This is a genomic window from Gemmatimonas sp. (assembly GCF_046594945.1).
Lineage (GTDB): Bacteria > Gemmatimonadota > Gemmatimonadetes > Gemmatimonadales > Gemmatimonadaceae > Gemmatimonas.
Genome location: NZ_JBKJRB010000038.1, coordinates 1 through 21,099, shown reverse-complemented (window position 1 = coordinate 21,099; position 21,099 = coordinate 1). Strand labels below are relative to the sequence as shown.

General features: G+C 65.1%; 21 protein-coding genes and 1 pseudogene. 18 read left to right on the top strand and 4 right to left on the bottom strand.

Features of this window, described 5'->3' with window-relative positions:
• Positions 1–112: 112 nt before the first annotated feature.
• The 3 genes from ACLL97_RS04525 (at position 113) to ACLL97_RS04515 (ending at position 2,543) form a co-directional block, all read left to right on the top strand.
• The gene (locus tag ACLL97_RS04525) at positions 113–1,225 is read left to right on the top strand and encodes a serine hydrolase domain-containing protein (protein ID WP_411279286.1); all 1,113 of its coding nucleotides are present in this window, start codon (positions 113–115) and stop codon (positions 1,223–1,225) included.
• Positions 1,226–1,291: 66 nt separating this feature from the next.
• Positions 1,292–1,843, top strand: a complete 552-nt coding sequence (locus tag ACLL97_RS04520; protein WP_411279285.1) for a pyridoxamine 5'-phosphate oxidase family protein — start codon at positions 1,292–1,294, stop codon at positions 1,841–1,843.
• Positions 1,844–1,922: 79 nt separating this feature from the next.
• On the top strand, positions 1,923–2,543 hold the full coding sequence (locus ACLL97_RS04515) for a DUF2911 domain-containing protein (RefSeq protein WP_411279284.1): 621 nt from the start codon (positions 1,923–1,925) through the stop codon (positions 2,541–2,543).
• Positions 2,544–2,608: 65 nt separating this feature from the next.
• On the opposite strand, the gene ACLL97_RS04510 is transcribed toward ACLL97_RS04515, so the two are convergent.
• Positions 2,609–2,782 (bottom strand): hypothetical protein, encoded by a 174-nt coding sequence (locus ACLL97_RS04510; protein ID WP_411279283.1) that lies wholly within the window; start codon positions 2,780–2,782, stop codon positions 2,609–2,611.
• 370 nt (positions 2,783–3,152) lie between these two features.
• Here ACLL97_RS04510 and ACLL97_RS04505 point away from each other — a divergent pair, with 370 nt between their 5' ends.
• From ACLL97_RS04505 to cysM, 6 genes are all read left to right on the top strand, one after another.
• A complete protein-coding gene (locus ACLL97_RS04505; RefSeq protein ID WP_411279282.1) occupies positions 3,153–3,893 on the top strand; it encodes an AAA family ATPase in 741 nt (246 codons plus the stop codon).
• Between the two features lie 52 nt (positions 3,894–3,945).
• Entirely contained in the window at positions 3,946–5,211 is a 1,266-nt protein-coding gene (gene soxC, locus ACLL97_RS04500) for a sulfite dehydrogenase (protein WP_411279281.1), read from the top strand.
• A gap of 2 nt (positions 5,212–5,213) precedes the next feature.
• Entirely contained in the window at positions 5,214–5,882 is a 669-nt protein-coding gene (locus tag ACLL97_RS04495) for a c-type cytochrome (RefSeq protein ID WP_411279280.1), read from the top strand.
• 101 nt (positions 5,883–5,983) lie between these two features.
• The gene (locus tag ACLL97_RS04490; RefSeq protein WP_411279279.1) at positions 5,984–7,189 is read left to right on the top strand and encodes an NRAMP family divalent metal transporter; all 1,206 of its coding nucleotides are present in this window, start codon (positions 5,984–5,986) and stop codon (positions 7,187–7,189) included.
• An 89-nt stretch (positions 7,190–7,278) separates the two neighbouring features.
• A complete protein-coding gene (locus tag ACLL97_RS04485) occupies positions 7,279–8,034 on the top strand; it encodes a YdiY family protein (RefSeq protein WP_411279278.1) in 756 nt (251 codons plus the stop codon).
• Positions 8,031–8,936 (top strand): cysteine synthase CysM, encoded by a 906-nt coding sequence (cysM, locus tag ACLL97_RS04480; RefSeq protein WP_411279295.1) that lies wholly within the window; start codon positions 8,031–8,033, stop codon positions 8,934–8,936. The genes ACLL97_RS04485 and cysM overlap by 4 nt, the downstream gene beginning before the upstream one ends.
• A gap of 191 nt (positions 8,937–9,127) precedes the next feature.
• Here cysM and ACLL97_RS04475 read toward each other — a convergent pair whose 3' ends face one another.
• On the bottom strand, positions 9,128–10,372 hold the full coding sequence (locus ACLL97_RS04475; RefSeq protein WP_411279277.1) for a PQQ-dependent sugar dehydrogenase: 1,245 nt from the start codon (positions 10,370–10,372) through the stop codon (positions 9,128–9,130).
• A gap of 170 nt (positions 10,373–10,542) precedes the next feature.
• On the opposite strand from ACLL97_RS04475, the gene ACLL97_RS04470 reads away from it, so the two are divergent.
• From ACLL97_RS04470 to ACLL97_RS04440, 7 genes are all read left to right on the top strand, one after another.
• Complete coding sequence (locus ACLL97_RS04470; RefSeq protein ID WP_411279276.1) at positions 10,543–10,908, top strand: CIA30 family protein; 366 nt, start codon at positions 10,543–10,545, stop codon at positions 10,906–10,908.
• Positions 10,905–11,351, top strand: coding sequence for a hypothetical protein (locus tag ACLL97_RS04465; RefSeq protein WP_411279275.1), 447 nt, complete (start codon positions 10,905–10,907; stop codon positions 11,349–11,351). The genes ACLL97_RS04470 and ACLL97_RS04465 overlap by 4 nt, the downstream gene beginning before the upstream one ends.
• Positions 11,352–11,423: 72 nt before the next feature.
• Positions 11,424–11,783, top strand: coding sequence for a putative quinol monooxygenase (locus ACLL97_RS04460; RefSeq protein ID WP_411279274.1), 360 nt, complete (start codon positions 11,424–11,426; stop codon positions 11,781–11,783).
• 11 nt (positions 11,784–11,794) lie between these two features.
• On the top strand, positions 11,795–12,322 hold the full coding sequence (locus tag ACLL97_RS04455; RefSeq protein WP_411279273.1) for a YybH family protein: 528 nt from the start codon (positions 11,795–11,797) through the stop codon (positions 12,320–12,322).
• Between the two features lie 7 nt (positions 12,323–12,329).
• Positions 12,330–13,472, top strand: a complete 1,143-nt coding sequence (locus ACLL97_RS04450; protein WP_411279272.1) for an alpha/beta fold hydrolase — start codon at positions 12,330–12,332, stop codon at positions 13,470–13,472.
• Positions 13,472–14,455 carry a serine/threonine-protein kinase gene (locus ACLL97_RS04445; RefSeq protein WP_411279271.1) on the top strand — a complete coding sequence of 328 codons (984 nt, stop codon included), beginning with the start codon at positions 13,472–13,474 and terminating at the stop codon, positions 14,453–14,455. The genes ACLL97_RS04450 and ACLL97_RS04445 overlap by 1 nt, the downstream gene beginning before the upstream one ends.
• Before the next feature lie 104 nt (positions 14,456–14,559).
• Positions 14,560–15,903, top strand: coding sequence for a hypothetical protein (locus tag ACLL97_RS04440; RefSeq protein ID WP_411279270.1), 1,344 nt, complete (start codon positions 14,560–14,562; stop codon positions 15,901–15,903).
• Positions 15,904–15,912: 9 nt separating this feature from the next.
• Here the strand turns inward: ACLL97_RS04440 and ACLL97_RS04435 are convergent.
• Positions 15,913–16,423 (bottom strand): annotated as a pseudogene (locus ACLL97_RS04435) (DUF4159 domain-containing protein).
• A gap of 244 nt (positions 16,424–16,667) precedes the next feature.
• Here ACLL97_RS04435 and ACLL97_RS04430 point away from each other — a divergent pair.
• On the top strand, positions 16,668–17,660 hold the full coding sequence (locus tag ACLL97_RS04430) for a hypothetical protein (RefSeq protein ID WP_411279269.1): 993 nt from the start codon (positions 16,668–16,670) through the stop codon (positions 17,658–17,660).
• A 12-nt stretch (positions 17,661–17,672) separates the two neighbouring features.
• Here the strand turns inward: ACLL97_RS04430 and ACLL97_RS04425 are convergent, their stop codons facing one another.
• Positions 17,673–18,950 carry an alpha-hydroxy acid oxidase gene (locus ACLL97_RS04425; RefSeq protein WP_411279268.1) on the bottom strand — a complete coding sequence of 426 codons (1,278 nt, stop codon included), beginning with the start codon at positions 18,948–18,950 and terminating at the stop codon, positions 17,673–17,675.
• 86 nt (positions 18,951–19,036) lie between these two features.
• Between ACLL97_RS04425 and ACLL97_RS04420 the strand changes: the two genes are divergently transcribed.
• Positions 19,037–21,099, top strand: a 2,063-nt coding sequence (locus tag ACLL97_RS04420) for a DUF5916 domain-containing protein (protein ID WP_411279267.1), incomplete at its 3' end; no start/stop codon positions are given.

Below are 21,099 nucleotides of genomic sequence, written 5' to 3'. Positions count from 1 at the left end.
GTGGAGCGTCCTGCGCCGTGTCGTGAATCTCCGACCAACGTGGTCGCGTAGGTGGCGCATGCGCTTGTCATCCGCTCATTCCGCCTTCGCCACATTCGCGATCTCCGCCGCTATGACACTCCTTGCTGCGGGCTGTCGGCCGGCCACCAACGTGCCCACGTTGCCGCAGGCCGCTGCGATCGATTCGCTCGCCCGTGTGCTGATGCAGCGGGAGCAGGTGCAAGGGCTCGCGCTCGCGGTCATTGACGCCGGCACGATCACTCACGTGGCGGCGTACGGCCGTCGTTCAGCCGATGGTGCTCCACTGACCACGAGCACGGTGATGTACGGCGCCTCGCTCACCAAAACGGCGGTGGCGTACGTGGTAATGCAGCTGGTAGACGAGGGGCGACTTTCCCTCGACGCGCCCGTGCGCGCGCTGCTGCCCAAGCCACTGCCGGAGTATCCCGACTACGCGGAGCTCGCCACCGATCCGAGATGGGGCGACCTCACGCCGCGCATGGTCCTGAATCACACCACGGGATTCGCCAACTTCCGGTGGTTGGAGCCTGACAAGCGCCTGCGCTTTCACCATGATCCCGGTACGCGATACGGCTATTCGGGTGAGGGATTTTACATCCTGCAGTTGATCCTCGAGGAAGGGTTGAGTCTCGATCTCGCCGCCGAAATGCAGCGTCGCGTGTTCGAGCGCTTCGGCATGACGCACACCAGCATGCAATGGCGCCCCGACTTCCGTGAGAATCTTGCCGATGGGTTTCGCGCCGACGGCTCGGTCGAACCGCATGACGAACGCAGTCGAGCCAGCGCGGCGGGTTCGATGGACACGAGTATCGAGGATCAGGCGAAGCTGTGGAACGGTATCGTGCGCGGTGACGGGCTTTCGGCGGCGTCGCGCGTCGAGTTGGTGCGACCGCAATTTCCCATCGCGTCACGCCAGCAGTTCCCGACGCTCGATACCAGCACGGGCAGCGCGAATGCGGCGGTAGCGCTGTCGGCGGGAGTGGGGCTCGTGACGTTCGAGGGCACGCACGGTGCGGCGTGGTTCAAGGGCGGCCACAACGATTCCACCGGCAACATGGTGATCTGTGTCGAGCGGCAGCGTCGGTGCGTCGTGTTTCTCGCCAATGATGTGCGGGCGGAGCGGATCTATCCGGCATTGGCACGCGGCATTCTTGGGGAGATCTCGATGCCATGGTGGTGGGAGTACGGCGGGCTCGCGCGGTAGGCGTCGCCTCGGCGGTTGAACGGCACACGCCTCGCGTGCTGCACGCCGATTGATCAGATTCCCCGTGTGCCTAGCCGCCGTATCTTCTCCGCCCTGGTGGCGGTCATTCCCGCAGTACTGTCGGCGCAGTCCACGCCGGCGGCGACACTCGTGCTCACACCGGCGGCACTCGAAGCCGCCGCGCGGCAGATTGTCGCGAGCGTGCCGTATCCCACGTTCATCACGACCGATGCCAACGGACATCCGCAGGCGCGCACCGTGCAGCCGCTGGCGCCCGACAGCAGCTGGGCGGTGTGGTTCGCGACTAACCCGCGCACGCGAAAAGTCGCCGAGATCACACGCCATCCGCATGTCGTGCTGCACTATTTCGATCCGGTCACGCAGAGCTATGTCGCGCTGACGGGACGCGCGCGCGTGGTGCGAGATGGGCCCACAAAGGCTGCGCACTGGAACCCGCAATGGAGCACGTTCTATCCCGATCGCGACACGAGCGTAGTGCTGATCGTGGTGCAGGCTGAACGACTGGAGGTCGTGAGTGCGAAGCTGGGCGTGGAGGGCGACAAGGCCACCTGGCGTCCCCCTACGTTACGTCTTCGCCGAAAGCGGCCGGCGAAGTAAAGCCACGGCCGATGCGCGGAACGCCGAGCTTGTGTAGAGTTGTGCAATCATACGCTCTCTCCTTCATCCCGCCCCGCCCATGACACGTCACCACCCGGCGCTTGTGCGCCTCACATACGGACTCAGCACGCTCGCGCTGTCGGCGCTGCTCACGGCCCCACTGGCGGCCCAGTCCGGCGCGCGTCGTGCCGCTCCGAGCACGCGGGCTATCGCCGAAGTGTCGCTCACGTTGGTCGATACCGCGGCGCAGCGCGCGGCGGGTAAGGCGGCGGTGATGCGGATCGACTACGGACAACCACACCTTCGTGGCCGCCACATCAACACCGACAGTCTGGTGCCGTTCGGCACCGTGTGGCGGCTCGGCGCGAACGGCGCCACGCTGTTCACCACCGACGTCGACCTGACCCTCGGCGGCAAGGACGTGCCCAAGGGTCGCTACATCGCACAGCTGCTTCCCGCTCGCACGGGCTGGACACTGATCCTGCAAGCGGAAACGACGGGCGCGGCGTCGGTGAACCTCACGCCGTACGATGCGAAAAAAGATGTCGCACGGATCGAGCTGCGTCAGAGCACGAGCACAACGCCGCTGGAGAGTCTGTCGATCTGGCTTGTGCCCTCCACGGTACCCGGCGCGCAGCGTGGGGAACTGCGCATCGGATGGGATACCGCACTGTTGACCGCCGATTGGGTGGTGCGCTAGGCGGTCGCGAGGCGCGATGAAATCGTGACAATCGCGTCGGGCGTGCCGAGTTCCCAGCCGGTTGCCTACACGGGCTTGGGTGGCGCCTTCTTCTCGTCGCCCTTCCTCGCCCCGGCGTCGATCCACCGTACGATCGTCGACTGCTCCAGATCGGACAACCGACGATCGTTTCCGAACGTGCCGTGCGGACCGTCGGCGTGCCACGGCGGCCTGTAGCCCGATGTCACCGCGTCGCGCATGTCGTCGACGTCTGCCTTCGCGCTGTCGCAAGCGCGCCGTGAGAACGGACCGGGCCCGCCCGGCCGGTGACACGTGGTGCAATTCTTGAAAAGAATCGGCGCCACCGTCTCGGTGAACGTGGGCGCACCGTGGCGATGCCCACGATAGCGATGCCAGTCAGGGCAATCGCCGGCGTGAATCGCCGGTGGATGAGTGCTATTCGAGAAGCTCCGTGTGGTGACCGTGTGGTGACCGTGTGGTGACCGTCCGTTGCCGTGAGAAGTACGGCCGTCATTGTCGAGTCTGAAGTTCGCCACGCACGCGTCGACGACAAGCGATCTCGACCGCTGGCGATTGCCCGGAGGCGTGCCCCCCAGCGACACTTCCGGGATGCGCGGCTCACTCGGCAGTCCCTTCCTGACGCACCTCGAATTGCGCGAGGAACGCGTGCAACGCGGCCTGCACCCCTTCGAGATCCCGCTGCTCCAGCACAGCATGGCGATCGAGTTCACCACGCCAGTGACGTTTCTGGTTGGGGAGAACGGGTCCGGGAAGTCGACACTCCTCGAGGCGCTGGCCTGGAGCGTGGGCTTCGGCGCGCAGGGCGGCAACCGCGATCATCGCGGTGCCGACGACGCCGACGACGCCGAAGGGTCCGTCCTGGGCCGGGCGCTTCGCGTGGGCTGGAGGCAGCGCACGACCGAAGGGTTTTTCATGCGGGCTGAAACGTTCTTCAACTTTGCCACCACGCTCGAGTCACTCGACAGCAACTTCGCGCGCTACGGCGGCGAGTCACTGCACGCCAAGTCGCACGGTGAAGCGTTTCTGTCGCTGTTCGAGCATCGCTTCGACGATGGCCTGTTCTTGCTTGATGAACCCGAAGCGGCGTTGTCGCCGCAGCGGCAGCTGGCGTTCCTGCAGATTCTGCATCGACTCACCGTAACGCGCGAAGCACAGTTCGTGATCGCGACCCATTCGCCGATGCTGTTGGCCTTTCCGGGCGCAACCGTGTTGAGTCTCGATGGCGGGGTGATCGAGCCGATAGACTATCGTGATACCGATCATTTTCGGATCACGAGGGATTTCCTGGCGGCGCCTGAACGATTCTTTCGATATCTGTTCGAGGAATAGGCGAAGACGCACTGGTCAAGCCGGGACGTTGATCGGGCAGTAGGTTTGCCCAATGACCGACCTCTCTCGTCGTGACCTGATTGCTGGCGCCGCCGGATTTCTTGGCGGCGCCGCCCTGGCTGGACTCCCGTTGGCCGTCCAAGGACAGGGTGGCGCGGCTACTCCAGCGCCGATCCCACCCCCTCCGCGTCCCGTGGCGCCGCTCGACGCGACCGCGATGCCCGGCGCGCCCACGGCCGCATTGGGTGCGCGTTCGGAGTATTTCGCCCCCACGCGCATCCCCAACGGCACGCCCGTTGGCAGTTCGCGTACCCCGCTGCAGGATCTGACCGGCACCATCACGCCGGCCGATCTGCACTTCGAGCGACATCACGCCGGGATTCCGACGCTCGACCCCGAGCGGCACACGCTCACGATTCATGGGCTCGTGGATCACCCGATGTCGTTCACCGTGGGCGACATCAAACGATTCCCACAGATCACGCGCACGTACTTCATCGAGTGCTCGGGCAACGGGGGCGCCGGGTACCGCGACCCCAAGCCGGACACCACGCCACAGCCACTCGCCGGTCTCTTCAGCACCTCGGAGTGGACCGGCGTGCCGCTGTCTACGCTGTTTCGCGAAGTCGGTGTCCAGCCAAACGCAACGTGGTTTCTCGCCGAAGGCGGTGATGCCTGCAAGCTGTCGCGCTCGATTCCGATCGCGAAGGCATGGGATGACGCCATGATCGTGTGGGCGCAGAACGGGGAGCCGCTCCGGCCGGCGCAGGGCTACCCGATGCGCTTGCTCCTCCCGGGCTTCGAAGGCAACAGCAATGTGAAATGGCTGCGTCGTCTCGAACTTGGGCTCAAGCCGTGGATGACACGGTGGGAGACGTCGAAGTACACCGACCCGATGCCCGACGGCACCGCGCGCATTTTCACGTTCGAAATCGACGCCAAGTCAGTGATCACGTCACCCTGCTACCCGAACACGATCACCGCACGCGGATGGCACAGTGTGAACGGGCTCGCCTGGAGTGGCCGCGGTCGCATTACGCGCGTGGAGGTGAGCATCGACGGTGGCGCCACGTGGCACGACGCGGAACTGCTGAACACGCCGCAACCCAAGAGCACGGTGCGCTTTCAGTATATGTGGAATTGGCAGGGCACCGATGCCGTGCTGCTGAGTCGCGCCACCGATGACGCCGGGTACGTGCAACCCACGCGCACCGCAATGGTGGCCGAGCGCGGCGAGTATACCGATTATCACTACAATCAGATCATCGGCTGGAAGGTCGATCGCAACGGCGCCGTCACCTTCCACGGAGAGACCTGATCATGCGCCTCTTACACGTGGCCTGCACGTTGACGGCCCTTTCGCTCACCGCTTGCTCAGACACCTCGAGCACGCCGAACAATGCGACGAACGCCTCATCGAACGCCTCATCGAACGCGTCGTTCTCGTCGTACGATGCGGGCGTGGTGCCCGGTGGTCCTGGCGCCAAGCAGTTATATGCGCTGGGTCACGCTGCCGCCGATTCCACGATTGCGCTGATGAATCGGGATGTCGGTTCAGATGGACTCGAGCTTCCCGAAGGGAGCGGCACGGTGGCGCGCGGTACGGTCGTGTACGCGGCACAGTGTTCGCAGTGTCATGGTGCCAAGGGCGAAGGCCTGCCCACGTTCCCGAAGCTCGTGGGACGTGATTCCGCCGGCGCCCCGACGCCGGAGTTTCAGTTTGCGACGACCAACAAGACCAAAACGATCGGCAATTACTGGCCGTATGCGACCACGCTCTTCGACTACATCAAGCGCGCGATGCCATTTGCCACGCCGGGGACGATGACCGACGACGATGTGTACGCCGTGACCGCGTACCTGCTGTCGGCCAATGCCGTGATTCCCGATACGGTCACGCTCAATGCAACGACGCTTCGCGCCGTGCGCATGCCGGCGCGTGATCACTTCGTGCCTGACAACCGCCAGCCCACTGTCACCACCAAATAGTGAAACACCGTGTCACGCGCGCTCCTGTGCACCCCGTAGCGCACCATAAGCGGGGAATCAGTGCGCGCTTCGCCGCGATGCGATTGGCTGGAGCCAGCGCAGTGGCGTCTTTCCTCGCGGTACTGGGTCCTGGCTTGCTGGCCGGGCTTTCCGACGACGATCCGGCCGGCATCACGACCTACTCGATCCTCGGCACCGAATACGGATATCGGCTGCTCTGGATCATTCCCGCGTCCACCGTGCTGCTGGTGCAGTTCCATCTGGTGGCGGTGCGCATCGGGGCGGCCACGGGAAAAGGCTTCGTGGCAGTGGTGCGCGAGCGATGGGGCCACCGATGGGGTTATGCGGCGGTCGTTGGGCTGTTGTTCGCCAACTTCGGAACCATCTGCGCCGAGTACGCTGGCGTGGCGGCCGCCGGCTCACTCATCGGGCTTCCCCCGTGGTTGAGCGCGATCGCCGCCGGAACCCTGATCACGCTGGTGGTGGTGCTGGGATCGTTCGCGCGGGTGGAGCGCGTGCTGCTGGCCATCTCGGCCACCCTCGCGCTCTACATCGTAGATGGCGTGCTCGCGGGTCCGGTGTGGTCGGAAGTCGCCACCGGCGCGCTGGTGCCTCGCATGCCAGTGAGCCGCGGCGGATGGGTGGCGCTGGCCGCGTCGCTGGGCACCACGCTGGCGCCGTGGGGACTGGCGTTCATTCAGTCGTACGCGGTGGACAAGAAGATCACGCTGGCCTCGTTGCGCTGGGAACGGGTGGATGTGGTCGTGGGCTCTCTGCTCACCGGTATCGTGGGGCTCGCTATCGCGGTCGCCTGCGCCGCTACGCTGCACCAAGCGGGCGTGCACATCGTCGATGCCGGCGATGCGGCTGCGGCCTTACGCCCGCTGGCGGGATCGTTCGCGACGCTCTTTTTCGGGGTCGGGCTGTTGGGTTCGGCCCTGCTGGCGGCCGCGATTGTGCCGATTGCGACGTCGTACTCGATCGCGGAAGGGGTCGGGGAGCCGGCGTCGCTGGATCTGGATCCCAAAACATTCCACTGGTTCTATGCCGCCTTCGTGGGGCTCACAGTCGCGGGCGTCAGTGTGGTCGCGTTGCCGGGACTCCCGCTGATTCCGCTGATTTACAGCAGTCAGGTGCTGAACGCGGCTGTACTTCCGTTCCATATCGCGGCCTTGCTGCTGTTGGCGGGAAACGCTGAGATTATGGGGGAGGCGCGCTCGTCATCGGGCGCGCAAATCCGAGGGTGGATCAGTTTTGCACTGGTGCTGGCGTGTCTCGGCGGCATGGTGTGGAATTCGGTCGGGTAGCGGGTTCGTGTCATCACTTCTGCCTTTGTCTCATGTCTTTATCGGTTTGCTCGTCTTCATCACCGCGTACGGCCCGTGCTCGTGTTCTGTTGGCCGGGCTCTCGGCGTTGGCTACCGCGACCGCGGCGCCACAGCTCGCGCCGGCGCAGGACGCGCCCAAGCGCCCGTACGAAGTTGCTGGGGACTTCTCGCTCGCCGCCAGTCAGGGCAATCAGCAGGTCACCACGATCGCGCTCGGTCAGCGCTACAGCTACAGGTTCGCCCACTGGAAGTTCTCGCAGAGTGCGGCCGCGCTGCGTGGGACGGCGAATGGCGTGCGGAATGCGGCGCTGTATCAGCTTGCGGTGCGCAGCGATTACGACGTCACCAAGAAGCTCACGGCGTACCTTGGCGCGTCTGGGCTGCGCAATACACCGGCCGGTCTCAACAGCCAAGTGCAGGAAGGCGTTGGACTCGGCTACCAGTTCATCGACACCGAACGCGACAAGTTGCAGGTCTCTCTTGGCGTGGGCGCGTTGCAGCGCAGTTTCGTGGGAGAGGCCGAATCGCGGAGCGATTTCGTGGGGAATGCCAGTGGCGACTATCGTCACGCGTTCTCGAAGGCGGCCTACCTCGAGCAGACCGCGACGTTCACACCGAACTTCACCACCAGCGACGCCTGGCTGCTGACGGCCAGGTCGGCAGTGGTGGCCCCGTTGTCGGCGCGTTTCGGCATCAAGGTTGGGTATCTGGTAAACTTCAACAACGCGCCACCGCTGCTTGCGCCCGTCAAGGGTGTAGTGCAGACCGTCCGCTTCAAGAAGTTCGATGGATTGCTCACCACCGGCGTACAATTCACCTACTGATGTATCCCACTATCGATCGTACGATCGGCAACACCCCGCTGGTCCGCTTGCAGCGCATTCCCGGCGCCGACGTGTCTACGCGCGGCACGGTGATTCTGGGGAAACTCGAAGGCAACAATCCCGGCGGTTCGGTGAAGGATCGCCCGGTGTTGTCGATGATTCGTGGTGCCGAGGCGCGCGGCGAGATCACACCCGGCGATCGGTTGATCGAAGCAACAAGTGGCAACACCGGCATCGCAATGGCGATGATCGCGGCGATGACCGGCTATCGCATGACGCTGATCATGCCCGACAACTTGAGTGCCGAGCGTCGCGCCTCCATGCGGGCGTACGGCGCGGAGTTGATTCTCACGCCGGCGGCGCAAGGCGGAATGGAGTACGCGCGCGATCTGGCGACGTCGATGCAAGCGGACGGTGAGGGGCGCGTGCTCGATCAGTTCGCGAACCCCGACAATCCGCGCGCGCATTACGAGACCACGGGACCCGAGATCTGGCGCGACACCCAAGGTGGCATCACGCACTTCGTGAGCGCGATGGGCACCACCGGTACGATCATGGGGGTGTCACGCTTTCTGCGCGAGCGCAAGGCGGGTGTCACGATCATCGGCGCGCAGCCGTCGGAGGGCTCGCAGATTGCTGGTATCCGGAAGTGGTCGCCGGCGTATCAGCCGAAGATTTATCAGCCGGCCGAGGTGGATCGTATCGAGCAGGTGTCGCAGGCCGAGGCTGAGGAGATGGCGCGCCGACTGGCGGCAGACGAGGGGATCTTTTGCGGACCGTCGGCGGCGGGTGCGTGTGTGATTGCGTTGCGCGTGGCGGCCGAGGTGGAGAATGCGACGATCGTGTTCGTCGTGTGCGATCGCGGCGATCGGTACTTGAGTACGGGGCTGTTTCCGGGGTGAGCGACGGTGCCCTTTTTCGACGGTTGCTCCTTTTCACTTTTCTCCTTTCCTCTGTGTGATCAGTTCTGCCTCGCTGCGGCAACCGGTATGAAGCTGATCACGCCGACCGATCGCAAAGAGGCAAAGAGGCAAAGAGAAAAGGAGAACTGCAACAACGGTGATTGAGCAAGCCGCGTCGAACGCGCACCTCCCTACACCCCCGGCGTCACCCGCCAGATCTCGCCGCCATCGGTAGCCACATACAGCGATCCATCGGGGCCCATCGTGAGCGCGCGATAGCGCGCGCTCGGCAAGTCAACGCTCACGCGCTCCGTGGTAACGCCTGCACCGTCGATGGTGAGCACATCAACACGCTGGCCAGCCATGAGGCCCACGGCCAAGCGGCCGTTCCATCCGCGCCACGCCGTACCGGTGAGAAACACCAGCGGGCCCATGCCCTGTGACGACCCGCTGTTCGACCACGACGGTCGCAAAGCGTTGGGAAAGCGAGTGAGGTCCGTCATCGGCATGGTGCTCGCATTGCCGGCGTAGCCGCAGTAGCCGTCGGCGCAGGTTAATGACGGGCGGTTCTGCGGATCCCATCCACCGTTCCCACCGGCCACGAGCGACGTGACTTCGTCGCTGTGATTCGGACCATGCTCCGCCACGAACGGCTGCCCGCTGCCGGGCCGGAAGCTGATGCCCTGCACGTTGCGGAGGCCATACGTGTAAATGCGCGCGTCGAATCCGGCTGGTGCGTTGTTGCCGGGCGCGGCGGCACCACTCGTGGTCACGCGCAATACTTTGCCGCCGAGCACGATGGGGCTTTGCGGAATGGTGCCGTTGTGGTTGTCGCCGGTGGCAATGTACAGGTAGCCGTCGGGCCCGAAGCCGAGGCGACCGCCGCTGTGCGCACCGGCGCCCCCATGTGCGTTTCCGGAATTCTTGAAGGCGATATCGGCTACGATATCCGTGCGACTGGTCGCCGAACGCAGGTCAGGGCCCAGCACGAGTCGCACCACGCGATTGGTGCGCGGCGTGGTCGCGGTCGACGTCATGAACACGTACACCGCGCGATTGGTCGCGAACGCCGGGTCGAGGGCGACACCGTGTACGCCACTTTGTCCCTGGCAGACGAGATCGGCGGCTACGAGCGACGAACCGACGGTGCCGAACAGGCGGGTAACCGAGCCGTCGGTATGCCGAACGGAGAGACCACGGCATCGTTCGGTGAAGAACAGTGCACCATCGCCTGCCAAGGCGATATCCCACGGGTTACTGAGCCCCGACAGCACGACGGTGCGCGTGAGAACGGGCGCGGACGTATTCGGCGGGACGGGTAGCGTGGGCGCCTGTTGTGGCTCGCCCGGCGCGCTGGAACAGGATGCGAGCCACGTTAGCGCGAGAGCGGCGAACACGACCGACGGCCGTTGGGCGCGAGGGGGACGGAGTGGCATGACGGTAGTATCACGCGATCCGCTGGAAAGTGCCCGTGCGCGTCAAGGGGTTGAACGGCGTGTTGCACACCCAAACGTCGACGTGCCACCGCGGGACGCAGCGAACGGAAAGCCGGGCGAACCCGGGCGATAGCGGCCGTTCCCGCCGGCATGGTGCTACACTTTGTCGAGTGAGCTACCTCCTCGAAGACTTCACCGACGCCAACGTCGTGGCCAGCCGCGGACGCGTGTTCAGCGACTGGGTCATGGGCGGCGTGTCGAACGCCTGCGCCGATGTGTCGGAGGTGGCCGGTCGCGCCGCCTGGCGACTCTCCGGAAACGTGTCGCTCGAACGGAATGGCGGGTTCATTCAGGTGGCGCGCAGCCTCGAGGGCGAGCGATTCGATGTGTCGCTCCCATGGCGCGCGTTCACGCCGGCGTCAGTACGCGCACTGCTCGATCGGTCAACGCGCCAGCGCATCGGCCTGGTGGCGGGAACGACCGCGTTCGATGCGTCCGTGGCGATCAGTCGGCTGGAACTCGTGGGGGTGCGATGACGATCTACTCGGTCAACATCATGTGGGCGATCGTGCTCTTCGGCATCCTGCTCTGGACGACGGCGTCGATAGTACTCAACGCTGCACTACGTCGCGGCATGGGGTGGATGGGTCTCGGGCTCAGCTATGCCGTGTTGGTGTGGATGCTGATCGACGTGCCGTGGCGCGAGGCGGCGGCGACGTGGGGGCTCTTCGCGGTGTTGGGCGGCGCGCTGAGTGTTCCGTACGAACTGTGGGCGCGACGCCGGTACGCCGGCACCGGCCGCACGTCTCGACCGCTGATCCGTGTGCAGGGTCTGCTGCTATGGCCCACCATGATCCCCGACGCGGTCGGTTTGATGCTCAACAGCGCCGGCATTTTGCCCGCTGACGACCGTAACGAATCGCACGCGGACGATGCGGAGCGGATTGCGGCGGCCGACGACGAGCGCCGTGGGCGCTGAGGATGGCGTCGCCGGAGGGTTGCCGTCGCGTACGACCGGCACTCGATTACCGATTCTCTCTCAGGAGGTACCATGGCGGGACCGGTGAGCTGGGTGTTGGAGATGCAGGTGCAGCCTGAGCGCTCGGACGAGCTCCGCACGCTGATGGAAGAGATGGTGTCGAACGCGCACGCGCACGAGCCCGGTACGCATAGCTACGAGTGGTTCATGAGTGCCGACGGCAGTGCGTGCCATATCTACGAGCGATACGCCGATTCGGCGGCCGTTCTGGCGCACGTCCAGACTTTTGGAGCGCGATTCGCCGAGCGGTTCATGTCACTGCTCACGCCCACGCGTTTCACCGTGTACGGATCGCCCGATACCGCCGTGCAGGGCGCGCTGTCGGCGCTCCACCCCACGTACTTGGGGCAGGCCGCCGGATTCCACCGCTGACGCCGCGTGCTATGCCATCCGCCATGTGTTCGTCCTTTGCCGCGATGTTGCTGGGTGTGTGCATGACGCTGGTCGGCCCGCGTGACCTGGCGGCGCAGGCGGTCGACGCCTTGGCCGTTCGGGCGGCGCGCATCGCGCAGAACGAGGCCATTGCCGCCGGCGATCTCGACGCGGTCATGTCATTTTGGACCGACGACATTACGGTGCGCCGTGCCCTCGGCTCGGCGGTCGCGGGCCGCGCGGCCGCGCGCGCCGCGTTCGAGCCGCCCACCACGGCCACGTCGGCAGGGGCGGCCGCCGCGCCGCGCCTCGTGTATCGGCGCATCTCGAACGACGTCGAGGTGAGTAGGCAGTGGCCGCTCGCCTTCGAATCCGGCGAGTGGGAAGGGCGGGAGGGGACCCGTGATGGTCCCGTGATCATCGGCGGTCGATTTTCCGCGCAGTGGGTGAAGCGCGACGGTCGTTGGCTGATCCGGTCCGAGGTTTTCGTGGCGCTGACCTGTGCGGGGGCTGGTTGTTCACTGGTGGCGGTGCCATAACTCACGCATGAATCGATTTGCGCGGACCGTGCTGCTCGCCGTCGGGCGGGTGTTGTTCCCCATCGGGTTCCCCGCGCTGCTCACCGCGCAGGCCGCTCCGACGTTGCCTCTCGCGCACCGCACCGAGCATCACGAGTTTGTGGTCGCCCACTTCATGACCGAGAGCGGCGTCACATTACCGCAGGCGCGGATCGTGTACGGCACGTATGGGCGTCTGAATGCGGCGCGCGACAATGTGGTCCTGCTGCCGTCGCACTACATGGCCAATCATCACGGCTACGAATGGCTGATCGGCGACGGGCTGGCGCTCGACACGACCAAGCTCTTCCTGGTGGCCACGGAATTATTCGGCAACGGCGCGTCGTCGTCGCCCAGCAACACACCGGAACCGTTTCACGGTCCACGTTTTCCGGTGACGACGATTCGCGACAATGTGCAGATCGTGCATCGCTTGCTTACCGAGCAGCTGGGCGTCACTCATTTGCGCGCGGTGATCGGTTTTTCGATGGGCGCGCAGCAGGCGTTTCAGTGGGCCGTGAGCTATCCAACGTTTGCCGATCGCATCGTCGCGACGTCGGGTACGGCCAAGACGTACGGCCACGGCATCATGCGCCTCGAGGGGCAGATTGCCGCGATCACGGCCGACCCCTCGTTCGACAACGGCGACTACGCGGCGCCACCGAAGGCGGGGCTCGAAGCGTTCGGCATGGTGTGGGCCGCGTGGCTGTATTCGCAGGAGTGGTGGCGCAGGGAGCTGTGGCGTGCCGGCGCGCGCCCGGGCACGACGTTCGATCAGTTCGTGCAGTCGTGGCGCACGCGGTTCTCGGCCGATGCCAACAACTACATTTTGCAGGCGCGCACGTGGGAACGGCATGACGTGGGCACGACGCCGGGATTCAACGGCGACACCGAGAAGGCGCTGCGGTCGATCACGGCCCCGCTGCTGTACCTGCCGTCGGAAACCGACTTGTACTTCCCAGTTGGCGATGCGCGATACGAAGCACAGTTCATTCCCACGGTGCAGCTGGTACCGATACCGTCGTTGTGGGGACATCCGGCTGGTGCTGGTGCGAATCCTGAAGACAAACGGTTCCTGAACGCGAAGATCGCCGCGTTTCTGGCCGGCGGTAGCGCACGGCGGGTCCCGTAGTGGCGAACAAAATCCGCGTCAACTCCGACGAACTGCGCGCCCGACTGGCGGCGCTGTTCGGCGACGAGTTGCGAATCGACCGCGAGTTGGGTCGCGGTGGTATGGCGGCGGTGTTTCTGGCGTACGACCCCGCGCTGGAGCGACAGGTAGCGGTGAAATTGCTGCTTCCGGATGTGTCGATCCACAGTGATGTGGTCGAGCGGTTTTTGCGTGAGGCGCGCACCGTGGCGGCGTTACAACATCCGCACATCGTGACCGTGTACGGTGTGCGTAGTGGTGGCGATGCGCACGCCATCGTGATGCAATTCGTCGATGGTCCGAGTCTCGACGCCGTCGTGGCCGAACGGGGCGCACTGCCGCCAGCGCAGGCCGCGCGCATGCTGTCGCAGGTGGCGGCGGGGCTGCAGCACGCCCATGATCGGGGCGTGGTGCATCGCGATGTGAAGCCGGCCAATGTGCTGGTAGACGACCAGGGCAACGCGTACGTGTCGGATTTCGGCATCGCGCGTCGCGACGACGGGGCGATCGTGACGAGGGCAGGTCTCGTACTCGGTTCATGGGACTACATGAGCCCCGAGCAGCGCGCGGGCGAGCGCGTGACGGCCGCCGCCGATCAGTATGCATTCGGTGTGATGGCGTTCGAGGTATTCACCGGGCGGCTACCTTTCCCCGGCACGCCGGCCGAAGTGATTCGCGGGCACATGGAAACGCCGGCGCCGTCGCTGCGGGCGGTGGTGCCCGAGCTCACGCCGGCCGTCGACGCCTTGATCGCCCGCATGCTGTCCAAGGATTCGGCTCATCGGTGGCCATCGTTGGTCGAAGCACGGGAGCGTCTCGGCGTGCTGGCGGTGGGCGGCACGTCTGGTGAGGTGACCGCGGTAGATGAGACAGCACGTGCCGATTCGGGCTCGATGGTCCGCGTTCTTGTACTTGGCGCAGTCGTCGTGCTGGTGGCGGCCGTCGTGGTGTGGGCGACGCGCTGATCGCGCCAGGAACGTGTGGGCCGTGATCGGAGGTGTTCACGTATTCCGTGTCAGGGAAACGCCGGTTGCGGGAGGACGCGCCTGGTCGCACCGTAACTGGTACGATGCATACCGGATTCAGTCGTTCGCTTGGCGTCTTCGCCCTTGTTGTCACTACCGTCGTGGCGCTGCTCGGTGCGGCAGCGGCAACGCTCAGCAGCTCCCCCACCGCTGTGGCCCGCCGTCCGCGCTCGTTCGCGCCGGCCACGCGAGACCCGATCGCACGGCTGCAATCGCAGCTCGATGCCGGTGAGGTGGTGCTGGCCCACGATTCGCTGTTGGGCTATCTGCCGGCATTACTTAAAACGCTGCACATCCCGGTCTCTTCGCAGGGACTGGTGTTCTCGCGCACCAGCTTGCAAACGGACAAGATCACGCCGTGGTCGCCGCGGGCGATCTACTTCAACGACGATGTGTACATCGGCTATGTGCAGGAGAGCACATTTCTCGAGATTGCGGCGGTCGATCCGGTGCGCGGGGCCATTTTCTACACACTCAGTCAGGAGCCGCGGGCCCGCGTGGTGTTTTCGCGCGAGACGACCACCTGTCTCATGTGCCATCAGTCACGGTCCGCTACGGGAGGCGTGCCCGGGTTCATGGTGATCTCGTCGATTGTCGACCGGCACGGCTATCCGATTGTGGGGGTGCACGATGGCAGCACGACCGACGCAACACCACTCCGACAGCGCTTCGGTGGCTGGTACGTCACCGGTACGGCCGGCGCGGCCGCGCACGCCGGGAATGTGTACTCGCCCAAGCTTTCGCACGAAGTCACGGACAAGCAGAGCTATCGCTCGCAGATCGACATGGCCACCGAGAGCGCGCGGACCGACCTCGCGGGCAAGTTCGATCCGGCGCCCTACCTCTCGGCGCACAGTGATGTCGTGGCGCTGATGGTGCTGGTGCATCAAACGGTGGTCCACAACCTGATCACCGCTGTACACGAGGCCGCGCCTGATGCCGTGTTCGAGGATTCAATGTCGCGGGTGAAGGGCCGTGACACGACGTCACGAGGTAGCTCGAGTGGCGCGTCCGCCCGACTGCGTCGCGACGTGAGCAAGCTCGTACGCGCGATGCTGTTCGTGGGCGAGGCCTCGTACAACGGCACCGTGAAAGGCACCACGACCTATGCCGAGGACTTCGTGCAGGCGGGGCCGCGTGATGCACAGGGGCGGTCGCTGCGTGATCTCGATCTCGAGACACGGCTCTTCAAGTATCCGCTCAGTTTCCTGATGTACTCCGACAGCTTCAACGCCCTCCCCGACTTGGCCAAGGGTGAAATCTACCGGCAGCTACGGGCCATTCTGACCGGCACCGACCCAAGTGCGGAGTTCAAGCATTTGCAGCCGAGCGATCGCGCAGCGATTCTGGAGATTCTGGAAGCCACGAAGACGGATTTCCCGCGTTAGCGTTTCACGCTAGTGCGTGAGGCCGTACACCACATAGTTCGTCGCGAACTTGTACGCATCGTTTGAGAAGTTCACCGGGTACCAGCCTTCCCCCGACCACTCCATGTAGTCGCCGATGTCATTGTTGTAATTGATGATTACCTGCAGCCGCTTGGTGGGATCGTTGTCCTCGTAAATGCCCAGGTAGTCCGCCTTCGCCAACGGCGTGACGGGATGTGTCATCCCCACCAGCGTTTTGATATGCAAGAACGAGTTGAAGATCGGATGCGACACGTTCATCGGGACGATGCGCGCATTCGGTAGCACCGATCTGAATCCAGTGTCGCAGCGCTTCGGCTTCTTGCTGCGTGGGAATCCAGTAGCCCGGCTCGGTGAGGTACGCGATCGGATCGTGATTGAACTTCGGATCGTCGAGCACGTGCACGTTGCTGGCCTTCTTGTGCAGCTTTCGCGTGGAGAGATCGCTCAGGATCGTCATGAAGTTGCGCTCCATCGGCGGATAGTCCGCACTCCATGCCATGCGATATCCCTGCGTGTAGCGCAGCCGCACGAACGTGAAGCGCCCGTCGTAGGGCACGTTCGGTTCGATCATGAAGCGCTGGCGCTGCGACCAGGCGATAGGCGCGGCGAATAGCAGCAGCACGAGCGTGAAGAGCGCGAATCGGAGCGACCGTGTGAACCGCGGAGATGGAGGCACTCGGTCGTGGCCAAGGAAGACGAGTAAATTGCGCGTGGTACGTCTCCTCGTCTACCTGATCCCGAGCATGTCGCGCGTTCTCATCCGTTCTTCGGCCCTGCTGGCGCTCACGTTCGTCATGGCGCACACGGACCGCGGTTTCGCACCCGGTGCCCGCGTGCTGCTCGACGCGCACAACGCGTACCCTGAGCGGGGCCAGTGGAGCACGCGCATCGACGAAGCGCTATCTACCGGCCTACCGATCGCCATCGAACAGGACCTGCATTGGCGGGTGGCGGGCGGCGTGCCGCCCGAATCGGTAGTGGCGCACGACGACGACGCGCTCGAGGGGGCGCCCACGCTCGAGGGGTACTTCTTCGCTCGCATCCGCCCCATCATGGAGCGTGCGCTGGCCGAGAATCGGCGCGACACATGGCCGCTCGTCACGCTCAATCTCGACTTCAAGGACAATACGCCGGCGCATCTCGATGCGATCTGGGCGTTGTTGGGTACGTACGAGTCGTGGCTGACCACGGCCACGCGCACCGCCACGCCCATGCACGCTGAGCCACTCGTGCCCGGACCGCTGTTGGTCCTGGCCGGTTCGGATACGGCGCAACGGCGGCGCTTTCACGATGACATCCCGGTCGGGGCGAAGCTGCGCGCCTTCGGCGCCATGCGTCCGGTGCCGGTAACCGGGGGCACGAAGGCGTTGCGCGCGCGTCGCGCCATGCGGATGACGAGTGCCCAACACATTGATGCACGCGCCGACAACTTCGCGCGCTGGGTGAACTTTCCGTGGAGCGTGATCGAGGCCGGCGGACAGCGCACCGCGGGGGCGTGGGTGCCGGCCGACTCCGCGCGGCTGCAGGCCTTCGTGCAGCGAGCCCACGCGCAGGGCTTCTGGATCCGTTTTTACACCCTCGACGGATTTGCCGCCAGCGAGGACCGCGGCTTCACTGCGTCGTACAACTTCGGGTCACGGCATGCCGCGTCGGCACGATGGCGGGCGGCGATGGCCAGCAGCGTCGATTTTGTCGCCACCGATCAGTACGCTGCGTTCGCGGAGCTGCGTCGGTAGCGGACTGGTCGTTCACGCCGGCGTGATGTGCTTGTACGTGATCTCAGACAGCGACGTGGTTCCGCTCTGCTTCATCGCCACTTCGAACTCCTTGCGCAGCAGGCCGAGCACCGCTTCCACGCCTTCCTGTCCGAAGGCCCCGAGTCCCCAGATGTAGGGGCGGCCGATCCCGATTGACGTGGCACCGAGGGCCATCGCCTTGAACACGTCGGTGCCGCGACGGAATCCGCCGTCGCAGATAACGGGGATGCGTCGTTGGGTGCCGAGCAGCACGTCGGGCAGGGAAGTAATGGTAGCCCGATGCGAGTTCTCGGCGCGGCCGCCGTGGTTGGACACGAACAGGCCATCCACGCCGTGTTGCACGGCCAGGTCGGCGTCTTCGGCCGTCACGATGCCCTTGATCAGCACCTTCATGCTCGTTGACTGCTTGAGGCGGTCGACGAACTCCCACGTTGGCGTGCCCACTTCAGGGATCGGGGTGACGTTCTGGTAGCCCACGAGATTCGGTTTGCGTCGATTGTCGCGATCGTCCACGCGCCCGCTCACGCCCGGCAGCGGCGCGCCGCCCAGATGACAGGCGGTGCAGGTGCGCGTGTCCTTCCGCGCTTCGCGAATCATCGTCTCGCGGTTGCTGCCACCCAATAGATCGACGGTAAACACAATGGCCGGCGCACCCGCCTTCTCCATGCGCTTCACCATCTGCCGTGTGATCGCCCAGTCTTGCTGGTGATACAGCTGAAACCACACCGGTCCGCCGCGCGCCTCGATCGCGTCTTCGATCGACGTGGTGGCCACCGTGGAGAGCACCATGAGGTGATCCTTCGCCTTGGCGGCGCGGGCCACGGCAATCTCGCCGAGCGGATGAAACGCCTTCTGGCTGCCCACCGGGTTAACCACGATCGGGGTGGGGTAGCGGGTGCCGAACCAGGACACGCTGGTCTCGAGGCGGCTCACGTCGATCAGGCGGCGCGGTCGCATGGCCCAGCGGTCGAATCCCTGACGGTTGGCCTGAATCGTGGCGTCGTCGTCGGTGCCCGTGGCGAGATAGCCCCAGTGGGCCACGGGAATGTTCTGCTTCGCGACCGGCTCGAAGTCGAATACGTTTAGCGCCTCACCGGCGGTGCGGATCTGTTGCGCCAGCCGCAGGGCGGTATCGTCGAGGCGCGTGCGCGGACCGTCGCTGGCGTGCAGCAACCGGGTGAACACGGATTCATCGAGACCGGCGGCGGCCAACAGCGGACTGCCGGCCAGGAACGTAAGGAAATGACGACGGGAGGGGTCGATGGACATGCCCCAAAAGGCACTCAACGCTCGCCGTTGTCCAGCGTTTATAGATTGCCTGCCCTCCCCCTTCCCCACCTGCAGCTCCCCCTCCGTTGACTTTTCTGTCCGCGCGGCGGCGCACTGCGCGCCGCACCTCGTTGTTCCGCACCTCGTTGTTCCGCACCTCGTTGTTCCGAATGTCGATGCCGGCCCGTGTCGCTGCCACCGCGCTGATCACCACCGCGCTGCTCGTCACCGGCCGTGCCGCGCACGGCCAGACGACCGCACCGCGTCTCGATGCCGCGGTGGCGGATTCATTCGCCCGGGCGGCGCGCGCTCGCCCGCGTCCGTCATTCAGCACCCTGCGCGTGACCACGGCGCCGACCATCGACGGCAAGCTCGATGAAGCGATGTGGTCACAAGGCACCCCCATTCGCGATTTTGTGCAGCGCGAGCTCAACGAGGGTGTGCCCGCCTCCGAGCGCACCGAGGTGCGTCTGGCCACCGACGGTGTGAATCTCTACATCGGCGCGCGCATGTACGACCGCGAGCCGCATCTCATCGTACCGGGCGAGAAGATCCGCGACGTGCAGCTCGCGAATAGTGACCACATCGCCTTCGTGTTCGACACCTATCACGACCAACAGAACGGCTTCGTGTTCGCGACCACACCGGCCGGCGTGGAGTACGACGGCCAGGTGATTCGCGAAGGTGAGGGCGGTGGGGCGCAGGTGGCCGGCCAGAACCGGATGCAGGCTGGTGGCATGGGTGGCTTCAACGTGAACTGGGACGCCAGCTGGACGGTGTCCACCACGGTCGACTCGCTCGGCTGGACGGCGGAGTTCCGCATTCCGTTCTCGACGCTGCGCTATCAGTCGGGCAGCGCTGAGCAGACGTGGGGCATGAATGTGTCGCGCAACATCCGCCGCAAGAACGAAGAGTTGTACTGGGCCTTCATCCCGCGGCAGTTCAACCTCTATCGCCTGTCGATCGCCGGCAACCTGGCCAACCTTACGTTGCCGGTGCGTCGCATTCGCACGGTCACGCCGTACGTGCTCACCTCGTCGCAAGAGCGGTGGACGAGCGGCATCAAACAGGACAGCAAGCGCCCCACCGAATTCGGCGGTGAGATCAAGTACGGCGTGACGCCCGCGCTCACGCTCGACCTCACCTACAACACCGACTTCTCACAGGTGGAGGTGGACCAGGAACAGGTCAATCTCACGCGCTTTTCACGCTTCTTCCCCGAGCGGCGCGACTTCTTCATCGAGAACGCCGGCGCATTCACCTTCGGCGACGTGGAGGAACGCAACTTTCGCCAGGGCGCCACGCTCCGTGACTTCACCCTCTTCAACTCGCGGCGCATCGGCATCACGTCCGACGGCCGTCCTGTCCCCATTCTTGGCGGAGGGCGGTTGTCGGGCCGAGTTGGCGCGTGGAACGTGGGCCTGCTGGACATGCAGACGCGATCGCTCGACGCGATTCCCGGCGAGCAGTTCGCCGTGGGTCGCGCGCGCCGCAATGTGTTCGGCAACTCCGACATCGGGGTCCTCGTTGCAAGCCGGTCCGGGAATGGCAGCTACAACCGCAGCTACGGCGCCGATGCCAATCTGCGCCCGCTCCCGAACATGGTGATCAATTCGTACGTGGCCGCGAGCGACGCACCCGGCGACAGCTCGGACGGCTACGCAGCCCGTGCGTCGCTCGGCTACCGCGGCCGGCTCTGGAACAGTTCGGCGATGTGGAAGCGAGTGTCCGACCAGTTCGATCCCGGACTCGGCTTCGTGCGGCGGCGTGGCATGCAGCAGCTGTTCGCCACCACCGGCATTCATGCGCGTCCGGCCCTGCCGCTCACCCAGGAGGTGAATCCGTACGTGCAGGCCGACTACATCACCGACCTGTCCAACGAGATGCAGTCACGGTCGCTCGAGGCAGGACTGAATCTGCTCTTCCGTCCCGAGGGTGAGATCGGCGTCGAGCTTTCCGACGAATTCGACCGCCTCGACGCCCCGTTCACCATCTATCCAGGACAGGTCATCAAGGCCGGGAGCTATTCCTGGCACGACGCGACAGCGCACTACAGCACGGGCGACGGCCGGCCCGTGGCCGTGACCGTGAGCGCGACGGCCGGCGGCTTCTACGACGGCACGCGGCGCGCGGCGACGACGAGCGTCGT